General features: G+C 65.6%; 11 protein-coding genes and 1 pseudogene. 4 read left to right on the forward strand and 8 right to left on the reverse strand.

What is annotated here, in order from left to right:
* Positions 1–87 precede the first annotated feature (87 nt).
* The 4 genes from B2R83_RS06365 to phaC all read right to left on the reverse strand — a co-directional run bounded on the left by B2R83_RS06365 (position 88) and on the right by phaC (position 5419).
* The gene (locus tag B2R83_RS06365) at positions 88–1251 is read right to left on the reverse strand and encodes a cystathionine beta-lyase (protein WP_292039315.1); all 1164 of its coding nucleotides are present in this window, start codon (positions 1249–1251) and stop codon (positions 88–90) included.
* Positions 1248–2696 (reverse strand): 30S ribosomal protein S12 methylthiotransferase RimO, encoded by a 1449-nt coding sequence (gene rimO, locus B2R83_RS06370; RefSeq protein WP_292039316.1) that lies wholly within the window; start codon positions 2694–2696, stop codon positions 1248–1250. The genes B2R83_RS06365 and rimO overlap by 4 nt, the downstream gene beginning before the upstream one ends.
* Before the next feature lie 133 nt (positions 2697–2829).
* The gene (gene phaR / locus B2R83_RS06375; protein ID WP_292039319.1) at positions 2830–3393 is read right to left on the reverse strand and encodes a polyhydroxyalkanoate synthesis repressor PhaR; all 564 of its coding nucleotides are present in this window, start codon (positions 3391–3393) and stop codon (positions 2830–2832) included.
* A 268-nt stretch (positions 3394–3661) separates the two neighbouring features.
* Positions 3662–5419 (reverse strand): class I poly(R)-hydroxyalkanoic acid synthase, encoded by a 1758-nt coding sequence (phaC, locus tag B2R83_RS06380; RefSeq protein WP_292039321.1) that lies wholly within the window; start codon positions 5417–5419, stop codon positions 3662–3664.
* A gap of 55 nt (positions 5420–5474) precedes the next feature.
* Here phaC and B2R83_RS06385 point away from each other — a divergent pair, with 55 nt between their 5' ends.
* Positions 5475–5699, forward strand: coding sequence for a hypothetical protein (locus B2R83_RS06385; protein WP_292039322.1), 225 nt, complete (start codon positions 5475–5477; stop codon positions 5697–5699).
* 25 nt (positions 5700–5724) lie between these two features.
* On the opposite strand, the gene pgeF is transcribed toward B2R83_RS06385, so the two are convergent.
* Positions 5725–6501: a peptidoglycan editing factor PgeF gene (gene pgeF / locus B2R83_RS06390; RefSeq protein WP_292039324.1), complete on the reverse strand. Its 777-nt coding sequence runs from the start codon at positions 6499–6501 to the stop codon at positions 5725–5727.
* Entirely contained in the window at positions 6501–7520 is a 1020-nt protein-coding gene (locus tag B2R83_RS06395) for an RluA family pseudouridine synthase (protein WP_292039326.1), read from the reverse strand. The genes pgeF and B2R83_RS06395 overlap by 1 nt, the downstream gene beginning before the upstream one ends.
* A gap of 97 nt (positions 7521–7617) precedes the next feature.
* Here B2R83_RS06395 and B2R83_RS06400 point away from each other — a divergent pair, with 97 nt between their 5' ends.
* Positions 7618–8454, forward strand: coding sequence for an outer membrane protein assembly factor BamD (locus tag B2R83_RS06400; RefSeq protein WP_209586847.1), 837 nt, complete (start codon positions 7618–7620; stop codon positions 8452–8454).
* Between the two features lie 43 nt (positions 8455–8497).
* On the opposite strand, the gene yaaA is transcribed toward B2R83_RS06400, so the two are convergent.
* Complete coding sequence (yaaA, locus tag B2R83_RS06405; RefSeq protein ID WP_292039330.1) at positions 8498–9268, reverse strand: peroxide stress protein YaaA; 771 nt, start codon at positions 9266–9268, stop codon at positions 8498–8500.
* A 34-nt stretch (positions 9269–9302) separates the two neighbouring features.
* On the opposite strand from yaaA, the gene B2R83_RS06410 reads away from it, so the two are divergent.
* Both B2R83_RS06410 and B2R83_RS06415 read left to right on the forward strand, forming a co-directional pair.
* Entirely contained in the window at positions 9303–9770 is a 468-nt protein-coding gene (locus B2R83_RS06410; RefSeq protein ID WP_292039332.1) for a putative toxin-antitoxin system toxin component, PIN family, read from the forward strand.
* 25 nt (positions 9771–9795) lie between these two features.
* A complete protein-coding gene (locus tag B2R83_RS06415) occupies positions 9796–10953 on the forward strand; it encodes a pyridoxal phosphate-dependent aminotransferase (RefSeq protein ID WP_292039333.1) in 1158 nt (385 codons plus the stop codon).
* A 120-nt stretch (positions 10954–11073) separates the two neighbouring features.
* On the opposite strand, the pseudogene B2R83_RS06420 reads toward B2R83_RS06415, so the two are convergent.
* Positions 11074–11409 (reverse strand): annotated as a pseudogene (locus B2R83_RS06420) (hypothetical protein); the annotation flags it as partial.

Here is an 11409-nt window from a genome sequence, read left to right on the forward strand (position 1 = left end):
CAACAGCGCCGCGGGGAGCGGCGCCGAGCCTGCAGTCTCGCAAGGCTGGACGGCAGAGAGCCGCCCAGCAGCACGAGAAACACGCGTTTATAACTTGGCCAGCGCCTGCTCGATATCCGCGATCAGGTCGCCCGTCTCTTCCAGGCCGATATTGAAACGCACCAGCACGCCCTCTTCCCGCCATTGGCTGCGGATCGCCCGGATCCGGTAAGGCATCACCAGGCTGTTCGGGCCGCCCCAGCTGTAGCCGAGGCCGAACAGCTGGAGGGAGTCGACGAAGCGGTCGGTCTGTTCCTCGGTATAGCGCGGGTCGAACAGCACCGAGAACAGGCCGCCTGCGCCCTGAAAGTCGCGCTTCCAGTTTTCGTGGCCGGGGCAATCCTCGAAGGCCGGGTGCAGCACCTTGGCAATCTCGGGGCGCGCCTTGAGCCAGGCCGCCACCTGGCGCGCAGCCCGGTCGTGCGCCTCGAAGCGCAGCTTCATGGTCGGCAGGCCGCGCATCACCAGGTAGGCATCGTCGGCGCCGACGCCGAGGCCGAGGCGCATGTGGGCCTGCGCCAAGCGTTCGTTCAGCGCACCGTCCCGGGTGATCACGGCGCCCATCAGGAGGTCGGCGCCGCCCGACTGGTACTTGGTCAGCGCGTGCATCACGATGTCGGCGCCGGCGCCGAAGCCGCGCAGGGCCAGGCCGGCCGACCAGGTGTTGTCGAGCGCGACCGGCACGCCCTTCTCCTTCGCGGCCCTGCAGATGGCCGGCAAGTCCGGCACTTCCATCGAGACCGAGCCCGGGGCCTCGGTCCAGATCAGCCTGGTGTTCGGCTGGATCAGCCCGGCGATGCCGCTGCCCACCATCGGGTCATAGAAACGGGCGCTGACGCCGAAATCCTGGGACAGCCAGCGTCCGAGTTCGCGGTTCGGGTTGTAGACGTTCTCGGGCAGCAGCACGTCGTCGCCGCTTCTGAGCAGTGCGAAGTTGATCATCGCGATCGCCGACAGGCCGGAAGGCGCCAGCAGGCAGTGCTCGCCGCCCTCGACCTGCGCCAGGCGCGCTTCCAGCGTGAAGGTGGTCGGCGTGCCGTGCAGGCCGTAGGTGTAGGCGCTCTTGTCCTTCCACTGCCCGGAGCGCATCGCGGCGACATTCTCGAACAGGACCGTCGAGGCGCGGTGCACGCCCGGTGGGAAGGCGTCGAAACCGCCGGGCGCCTGGTAGTCGCTGTGGATCAGGGAAGTCTGGACGCTCTTCTTGCTCATGCCACGGTGGCCCACAGGTCGTGGGCGTCGGCCTTGGTGATCACCACGTCGATGAACTGGCCCACTTGCGGCTTCGGCTTGCCCGGCTGGAGGGCGCGCTTGATGTGGACCACGCCGTCGATCTCCGGCGCGTCGGCGGCGGTGCGGCCGATGGCTTCACGGGCGCCGACCTCGTCGACCAGCACGCGCATGGTCTTGCCGACCTTGGCCTGCATGCGCTTCAGAGAAATCTCTTCCTGCAGCAGCATGACGCGGGCGCGGCGCTCTTCGCGCACCGCCTCCGGCACCGGGTTGGCCAGCTCGTTGGCGGTCGCACCCTCCACCGGCGAGTAGGCGAAGCAACCGAGGCGGTCGATCTGCGCTTCGCGGAGAAAAGCCAGCAGGTATTCGAACTCTTCTTCGGTCTCGCCCGGGAAGCCGGCAATGAAGGTCGAGCGGATGGTCAGGTCCGGATTCATCTTGCGCCATGCCAGGATGCGGTCGAGGTTCTTCTCGCCGCTGGCCGGGCGCTTCATGCGTTTCAGGACGTCCGGGTGGGCGTGCTGCATCGGGATATCGAGGTAAGGCAGCACGTGGCCGTCACCCATCAGGGGAATGACCTGGTCGACGTGCGGATAAGGATAGACGTAGTGCATGCGCACCCAGGCGTCGTACTGGCGCGCCATCTTGCCCAGTTCCTCGGTGAGCTGGGTCATGTGGGTCCTGACCGGGCGGCCGTTCCAGAACCCGAGGCGGAACTTCACGTCGACGCCATAGGCGCTGGTGTCCTGCGAAATGACCAGGAGTTCCTTCACGCCGGCCTTGAACAGGTTCTCGGCTTCCTGCAGCACCTCGTGGATCGGGCGCGAGACCAGGTCGCCGCGCATCGACGGGATGATGCAGAAGCTGCAGCGGTGGTTGCAGCCTTCCGAGATCTTCAGGTAGGCGTAGTGCTTCGGAGTCAGCTTCACGCCGTGGTCCGGCACCAGGTCGACGAAGGGGTCGTGCGGCTTGGGCAGGTGCAGGTGGACCGATTCCATCACCTCGGCGACGGCATGCGGGCCGGTCACGGCCAGCACCTTCGGGTGCACCTTGGTGATGAGGTCCGCTCCGTCCGCGTCCTTCTTGGCGCCGAGGCAGCCGGTGACGATGACCTTGCCGTTCTCGGCCAGGGCCTCGCCGATCGCATCGAGCGATTCCTGCACCGCGGCGTCGATGAAGCCGCAGGTGTTGACGATCACGAGGTCGGCGCCGTCGTAGGACTTGGCGGTTTCATAGCCTTCGGCGCGCAGCTGAGTCAGGATCTGCTCGGAATCGACCAGCGCCTTCGGGCAGCCGAGCGACACGAAGCCGACCTTGGGCGCGACCGTGCCGGCGGCCGGGCTCGGGATGACGAGCGCAGGCGCGGCGGCGGCCGGAGCGGCAGCGGTGTTGGCGGAAACGGGAATACGACGAAGTTCGGTCATGGGCGGACGACAAAGAATCTGGGCAATCCGCGATTGTACCCGAAGCGGGTGTGCCGGTGGGACCCAGGGGGGTGTTTGCCGGCCCGGGACTGGGCCGGCGGATGTCTCAAAAAGACGAATCTTGCCTGGGTGATTACTTCTTGTCGGTCGGCGGCGTCATGCCCGGGAAGGGGAAGGCGCCGAACATCGCCTTGCTCTGGTTCTGCATCTGCTCCTGCATCTGCAGGAACAGGTTCTTCGACTGGTCGATGTAGTTGTTCATCATGCCCTGCATCATCGGACCCTGGACATTCATGAACTGGGTCCACATTTCCGGGCTGAAGGGCTTGCCTTCGAGGGCGCCGGCGGCGTTGCTGGTGAACTTGTTCTGGATGTCGGTGAAGGCCTGCACGTTCTTTTCCAGGTAGGAACCCATCATGCCCTGCATGGCGTGGCCGTAGTAGCGGATGATCTGGGCCAGCACCGAACTGGAGAACATCGGGACGCCGTTGGCCTCCTCTTCCAGGATGATCTGGAGCAGGATGCTGCGGGTCAGGTCTTCGTTGGTCTTGGCATCGACGACGGTGAATTCGTCGGCGTCGAGCACCAGTTGCTTCACGTCGGTCAGGGTGATGTAGGAACTGGTCTGGGTATCGTACAGACGGCGGTTCGGGTATTTCTTGATCAGGCGTTCAGCACTCTTTTTCACACTGCTCATCTCTCTCATGTCTCATCGTTGTGCGTTGCGGTAGCGTGGACCGCACGCTATTTTTTCTTGATTGGTTACCAGAAAACCCGGCCCGTGGGCCGTGCCGCGCAGCAATTTTATTGCCTTACGGACGGACAAGCCCACACCATACCACGACCCGCGCGCAGGTGCAGCAATTATTAGACTACAAACTAACGTGATGATTTTGATATGTACAGCGGAGTGATCTGGTCCGGTGGACCAGATCACAAAAGGCCATCCGCCGTACAGGCTGCGTTCAGTCCGCGCGCGCCTTGACGTAGCGTCCCGGCGCCGCCTCGAGCGGCTGGTAGCGCCCGCTCCCGAACGTGCTCGGGGCCGGCACCTCCGCGCCGCCGTGTTGCGCCAGGAACTTGGCCCACTCCGGCCACCAGCTGCCCTTCTGCTCGCTAGCACCCGCGAACCAGGCCTCGGCCGTCTTCGGACGCGCCTTGCCCGACTTGTCGTTGATCCAGTAGCTGCGCTTGTTCTTGGAAGCCGGATTGATCACGCCCGCGATGTGGCCCGAGGCGCCCAGCACGTAGCGGTTCGCCTTCGGGTTCTTCGGGTTGAGGAGATTCATCGAGGCGAAGGCCGCTTCCCAGGGCACGATGTGGTCCTCTTTCGAGCCATACAGGAACACCGGACAGTCGATCCTGCCCAAGTCTACAGGCACGCCGCACACGCTCAGGGCGCCCGGCACTTTCAGCTTGTTCTCGAGGTAGGTATTGCGCAGGTACCAGCAGAACATCGGGCCCGGCAGGTTGGTGCTGTCGGCGTTCCAGTACAGCAGATCGAAGGCCGGCGGCTCCTTGCCCTTGAGGTAATTCTGCTGGACATAGTTCCACACCAGGTCGTTCGGCCGCAGGGCCGAGAAGGTGGTGGCCAGGTCGCGGCCCGGCATCAGGCCGCCGCCGCCCAGGGTCTGCTCGCGCAGCGCCACCTGGGCCTCGTCCACGAAGACTTCCAGCACGCCGGTGTCCTGGAAGTCGAGCAGCGTGGTAAGCAGCGACAGGCTGGCGGCCGGCTGCTGGCCGCGCGCGGCCAGTACGCTCAGCGCGGTGGCGGCGATGGTGCCGCCGACGCAGAAGCCGAACACATGGGTCTTGTCCTGGCCGCTGATCTCGCGCACCACCTCGATCGCCTTGATCGCGCCCGTCTCGACGTAGTCATCCCAGCGTACGCTGGCCAGACTGCGGTCCGGGTTGCGCCACGACACCATGAACACCGTGTTGCCCTGCTCCACCACGTAGCGCACCAGCGAGTTTTCCGGCTGCAGGTCGAGGATGTAGAACTTGTTGATGCACGGCGGGATCATCAGGAGCGGGACCGCCTTCACGCTCGGCGTGCTCGGCGTGTACTGGATCAGCTGGAACAGCTCGTTCTCGAACACCACCTGGCCCGGCGTGGTGCCGACGTTGCGGCCGACCTCGAAGGCCGATTCGTCGGTCTGCGAGATGCGGCCCTTCTGCAGGTCGGCCAGCAGGTTGCTCAAGCCCTTGGTCAGGCTCTCGCCCTTGGTCTCGATCAGCTTTTTCTGCGCTTCCGGATTGGTAGCAAAGAAGTTGGCCGGCGACATGGCGTCGACCATCTGCTGCACCGCGAAGCGGATCTTCTGGCGCTCGCGCGGGCCGGCCTCGACGGCGTCGGCCAGGGCCAGCATGAATTCCGAGTTCAGCAAGTAGGACGCGGCCGAGAAGCTTGAGAGCGGATGTTCCCGCCATTCGGAGCTGGAGAAGCGCCGGTCGTGGATCTCGGGCGTCTTGCCGCTGACAAAATCCTGCCACAGCTGGCCGGCCTTTTTCAGGTAGTCGTCGCGGATGCTTTCCAGCTTCGCCGGGGCGATGCCGGCGCCGAAGTCCTTCAGCACGCCGGCCAGCGGGTTGGCGCCGAAGGCACTGGCGCCGATCGCGGGCGGGGTCATGGCCGGCATCGTCATCCAGCCTTGCCAGACGCTCGGGTCGGTGAACTGGCTCATCCAGGAGGCGGCAAAAGCTTGGGGGTCAGGCATGTTCATGTCAGCGTCCGTTGTTTAGAATCGGGGTACAGAATAAAAACCTTGGGGAAAGCTCATGTGGATCGTCGCCGTTGCCTGGATTTATGTCGTTGCCCTGATGGCGGCGACCGAACCGACCGTGGTGCACGGGGTGATGACGTTCCTGTTCTATTGCGCCCTGCCATTATCCATTCTTTTTTATCTCACAGGGTCAAAACGACGGCGTGCGCGGCGCGAAGCGCTGGCCCGGAGCAACGCGGCAGCGGCTTCAAACGACGCGTCGGGCGGCGGGGGCGACTGAACATTGTGGGCCCGCACGGCGCCGCTTACTTGAGCCAGATCAAGCTGGCTTGGCGGCCCGTGACGTGATCACGGCGGTAGGAATAAAAACGCTGCGGCGCACTGAAGGTGCACATGCCCCCACCATGGACACGGCTCACGCCCTCGACCGCCAGCATCAGGCGCGCCAGCGTGAACATGTCGGCCAAGAATTTTACCGGTTGGTCAAATTTCGGCTTGAACGCGGCCAGGGTGGCCTCGCCGGGCATGGCGGCCAGGAAGGCGTCGCGCACATCCTCGCCCACTTCGAACGCCTGCGGGCCGATCGCCGGTCCCATCCAGGCGGTGATCTCGCCTGCTCCAGAAGCGCGCATCGCGCGCAGCGTCTCGCCCAGCACGCCGCCGGCCAGGCCGCGCCAGCCCGCGTGGGCGGCGCCCACCACCTTGCCCTCGAGGTCCGCGAACAGCACCGGCAGGCAGTCGGCGGTGAGGATCGCGCACACCACGCCCGGCTGGGTCGTGACGCTGGCGTCGCCGGTACGCACCGGCTGGCCTGGTCCCACCGTGCAGGCATCGACCACGGCGGCGCCGTGCACCTGCGCGATCCAGGCCGGACGGCCCGGCAGCCAGGCCTCCAGGCGCTCACGGTTGCTGCGCACGGCCTCGGGATCGTCGCCGCAGTGCATGCCGAGATTCAAGCCGCCGCCACCTTTGCCGTCGTCGTACGGGCCCTGGCTCACGCCGCCGTCACGGCTGGTGGCCAGTGCGCCGACGTTCCCGGGCAGATCGGGCCAGTCCGGCCATACCAGAGTGCTGCGGTCCATCACGCCTCGCTGTCCTCGCTGTCGTTCTCCATGAGCGGCTCGGCGATCCCGGCCTTGGCGATCAGCTCGGCAAAGTCGGCGGCCAGCGGCACCGTCCATTCGCAGGGCTCGCCCGTGCCCGGATGCACCAGGCCGAGGCGGCGTGCCTGCAGGGCCTGGCGGTGGAACACCGGCACCAGGTGCTGCTTGCCGTAGACGGCATCGCCCACCAGCGCGAAGCCCAGGTGCTGCATGTGGACGCGGATCTGGTGGGTACGGCCGGTCTCCAGGCTGCAGCGCACCAGGCTCACCGGACGACGGTCGAGACTGCCTTCGGCGACGCGCTTGAAATGGGTGATGGCGGGCTTGCCGAACATGCCCGTCGACACCGCCATCTTGACGCGGTCGCGCGGGTGGCGGCCCATCGAGGCGTTGATCGTGCCGGACAGCTGCGGCGTGCCCCAGACCAGCGCGAAGTACTCGCGCTTGACGGTGCGCGCCTGCAGCTGGCGCACCAGGTCGGTCTGGGCCGCCAGGGTCTTGCCGACCACCATCAGGCCGCTGGTGTCCTTGTCGAGGCGGTGCACGATGCCGGCGCGCGGCACGCCCACCAGTTGCGGGCAATGGTGCAGCAAACCGTTGAGCAGCGTGCCCGACCAGTTGCCGGCGCCCGGGTGGACCACGAGTCCGGCCGGCTTGTTGATGACGATGATGTCCTCGTCCTCGTGGACGATGGAAAGTTCCATGGGCTCGGGCGCGAAGGCCGTGTCTTCGGGCGCCGCCTGCGGTTCGATGAGCACGGTTTCGTCGCCGTAGGCGGTGTCCTTGCCGCGCGCCGGCTTGCCGTCGACCTTGACGAAGCCGCCTTCGAACCAGAGCTGCAGGCGGCTGCGCGAGAACTGGGGCACCAGGCCGGCGATGACCTTGTCGAGGCGTTGGCCGCAGACCTCGGGCGTGAGCTGCAGGGTGATCGGAGAGAGGTCCGGACCGGCGGGGAGTTCGAACCCGATCTCATCGTCGAGGTCAGAGTCTACAGGCATTTCCGCCGAATTCGGCGCAGGAGTTAATATCACGTGAGTCCCATCGGCTATAATCAGCCGTTCGTTGAATCTAGGTAAAACTTTCTTGCAAAGAGCTATGCAAAAAAAATTGTCTGTGCTGGTCGTCGCTTTCGCCCTCAGTCTGTCCGCTTGCAACATCTTGCCGAAGGCGGATGACGCCAGTAAAAATTGGACAGCGGAGAAATTATACGCTGAGGCACGCGATGAGATGAACGGCGGCCACTACGAAGCGGCAATCAAGCTGTTCCAGCAGCTCGAATCGAACTACCCCTTCGGCACCTATGCTGCGCAAGCGCAGATGGAAATTGCGTACGCCCATTACAAGGCGGGTGACCAGGCCGAGGCGCTGGCGGCGGTCGAGCGCTTCATCAAGCTGCACCCGAACCACGCCCAGGTCGACTATATGTATTACCTGCGCGGCCTGATCAACTTCAACGACCAGATCGGCTTCCTGAGCTTCATCTACGAGCAGGACCCGACCGAGCGCGACCCGAAGGCCACCCGCGAAGCCTTCGCCGCCTTCAAGGCCCTGGTCGACAAGTTCCCGAACAGTAAATACCGCGAAGATTCGATCGCGCGCATGAACTACCTGGTCAACGCCATGGCCCAGTACGAAGTGCACGTGGCGAACTACTACTACCGCCGCGGCGCCTTCCTGGCCGCGCTCAACCGCGCCCAGCTGGCCGTGCAGGAATACAGCGACGCGCCGGCGCGCGAGGAAGCCCTGTTCCTCATGATGCGCTCCTACGACAAGCTCGGCATGCCGGTGCTGCGCGACGACACCCAGCGCGTGCTGGTGCTGAACTACCCGAACAGCCGCTTCCTGAACCCGAACGCCGCAGGCGATGCGCCGTGGTGGCGCTTCTGGTCGAAGTCGGGCCCGAAGGCGTCGCCGAAGGACGCGGTACAGTAAGCAGCTTGGGCGCGGCTGCTCGATCCTGCCGCGCCCTGCCCGCTCATGCCGCCTGTTGGCGGCGGAACACCCAGGTGGTCTCGCTCGACGCCGCCGCGTCGAAGGCATAGCCGTCGACGTCGAAGTCCTTGAGCTGCTGCGGGTCGAGAATGCCGTGCTCGGCCGCATAGCGCGCCATCAGGCCGCGGGCGCGCTTGGCGAAGAACGAGATGATCTTGTACTTGCCGTTCTTCCAGTCCTCGAACACCGGCGTGATCACCGGTGCCCTCAAGAGCTTGGGCTTCACCGACTTGAAGTACTCTTCCGACGCCAGGTTGACCAGGGCTCCCGCCTCGATTTCCGCCAGCTGGGCATTGAGCGCCTGCGTCACGCGCTCGCCCCAGAAGGCATAGAGATTGCCGCCGCGCGGATTCTTCAGGCGCGTACCCATTTCCAGGCGATACGGATGCATGCGGTCCAGCGGACGCAGCAGGCCATACAGGCCCGACAGGATGCGCAGGTGGCGCTGGGCGTAGGCGATCGCCGCAGGTGCAAGCGTGCGCGCGTCCAGCCCCGCATAGACGTCGCCATTGAAGGACATGATGGCCTGGCGCGCATCCAGATGGTCTTCGCTCCAGTGCGCGTAGCGCGACACGTTGAGCATGGCCAGGCTGTCGGACAGGTCCATCAGCTCGGCGACTTGGCCGGGCGAATAGCCGCGCAGCACGGCGATCAGTTCTGCGGCGTGCGCGATGAAATCCGGGGTGGTGGCTTCCTTGGTGGTGCTTGGGGATTCGAGGTCGAGGGATTTGGCGGGCGACAGGACAATCAGCATCGTTTCAAACTGCTTTACTAGAAAAATTTCCTACATGATACCTGCTTTGACTCCGACCTCAGTGAAACCCATCGTCATCGACACCAACGTCTGCCTCGACCTGTTCGTCTTCCACGACCCGCGCTTCTTGCCCTTGCTGGCAGCGCTGGAGTCGGGGGAACTGGTCGCCGTGACGCGCGCGGATTGCCGCGACGAATATCGCGCCGTGCTGAACTACCCGCACCTGCCGCTCGACGACAGCAGCCGTGCCCGGGCGGCAGAGCGCTTCGACGCCCTGCTGCGGGTGGTGGCGCCCGATGCCAGGCACGTGCGCCTGCCGGTCTGCACCGACCGCGACGACCAGAAATTCCTGGAGATCGCACGCGACGCCGACGCCGAGGTGCTGGTCACCAAGGACAAGGCCCTGCTCAAGCTGGGCCGCCGCACCGCGCGCGAAGGCCTGTTCAAGATCATGCAGCCCGAAGCCTGGCTCAAGGCCCGGCAGGCAAGCACGCTAGAATGACGGCATCGCCATCTTCTACGCCATCATGAGCACTCCCGCATTGCCGACCCGCCTGCCCGCCGTGGGCACCACCGTCTTCACCCAGATGTCGCAGCTCGCCCTGGAACACGGCGCCGTCAACCTCGGCCAGGGCTTCCCCGACTTCGGCTGCGACCCGAAGCTCCTCGACCTCGTGAACGAGGCCATGCGCGCGGGCCACAACCAGTACGCGCCGATGACCGGCATTCCCGACTTGCGCACGGCGATCGCCGCCAAGCTCGAGCGCCTGTACGGCCGCCGCTATGACGAGGCCGGCGAAATCACGGTCACCAACGGCGCCTCGCAGGCGATCCAGTCGGCCATCCTGTGCAGCGTGCATCCGGGCGACGAAGTGATCGTCATCGAGCCGGCCTACGACTGCTACCTTCCCGCGATCGCGCTCGCCGGCGGCGTCGCCGTGCCGGTGGCCATGCGCGTGGGCAGCGCGGGCTACAGCGTGCCCTGGGACCTGCTGGCCGCCGCGGTCACGCCGCGTACCCGCATGATCGTCGTGAACTCGCCGCACAACCCGACCGGCTCGATCCTGCGCGCCGCCGACCTCGAGGCGCTGGCCGCCATCGTGGCCGGCACCGAGATCCTGGTGCTGTCCGACGAGGTGTACGAGCACATGGTCTACGACGGCGAGGAACATGCCTCGGTGTCGCGCGACCCAAGGCTGGCCGAACGCGCCTTCGTGGTCTCGAGCTTCGGCAAGACCTATCACGTCACGGGCTGGAAGGTGGGCTACGTGGCCGCCCCGGCCTCGCTCATGCGCGAGTTCCGCAAGGTCCACCAGTACAACGTGTTCAGCGTGAACACGCCGATGCAGCACGGGATCGCCGCCTACATGGAGGATCCGGCGCCCTACCTGGAGCTGCCCGGCTTCTACCAGCACAAGCGCGACCTGTTCCGCGCCGGCCTGGCCGGCTCGCGCTTCGAGCTGTTGCCGTCCGACGGCACGTATTTCCAGTGCGTGCGCTACGACGCGATATCAAGCCTGCCGGAAGCGGAATTCGCCAGGTGGCTGACGGTGGAGGCGAAGGTGGCGGCGATTCCGGTGTCGGCCTTCTACAGCCGGCCGACCGAATCGGGGATCGTGCGTTTCTGCTTTGCGAAGAAGGACGAGACCTTGATGAAGGCCCTCGAGACCCTGAGCCGCCTGTGACCCGTAGGGTGGGCGGGTTTCCCGCCCACGCGGCGATCGTTAGCTCGAGCGCCGCTCCAATGGCAGATCTAGCCTGTTGAACGCGTGGGCAGGAGACCTGCCCACCCTACAAAAGCCTCGCTAGCGATTGAGCTGCTTGAGCTTGCGCTCCACAAACCCCTGCAGTTCGCCCGACAAGGTCCCGCTGTCCAGCGCCTTCTGGAACGCCTCGGCCGCTTCCAGGTTGCGCTTCTCGGCCTGCAGCGAGATGCCCAGGCCCATCCACCATACCCCGTTCTGCGGCGCCGTGCGCAAGGCAGCCCCATAGTGTTCGGCCGCCTCGCGCTGGCGTCCTTCGCGCGCCAGCGCGCCGGCGAGGAACGCGTGATAGTCGCCGCTGCCCGCCGCATGCGGCAGGCTGCGCATCAGGGTCTCGATGCCGGAGCCGCCGCGCTCGATCTGCAGGCGCGCCAGCAG

Origin of the sequence: Massilia sp. UBA6681, assembly GCF_002454935.1 — a bacterium.
Classification (GTDB): domain Bacteria; phylum Pseudomonadota; class Gammaproteobacteria; order Burkholderiales; family Burkholderiaceae_D; genus Telluria; species Telluria varians.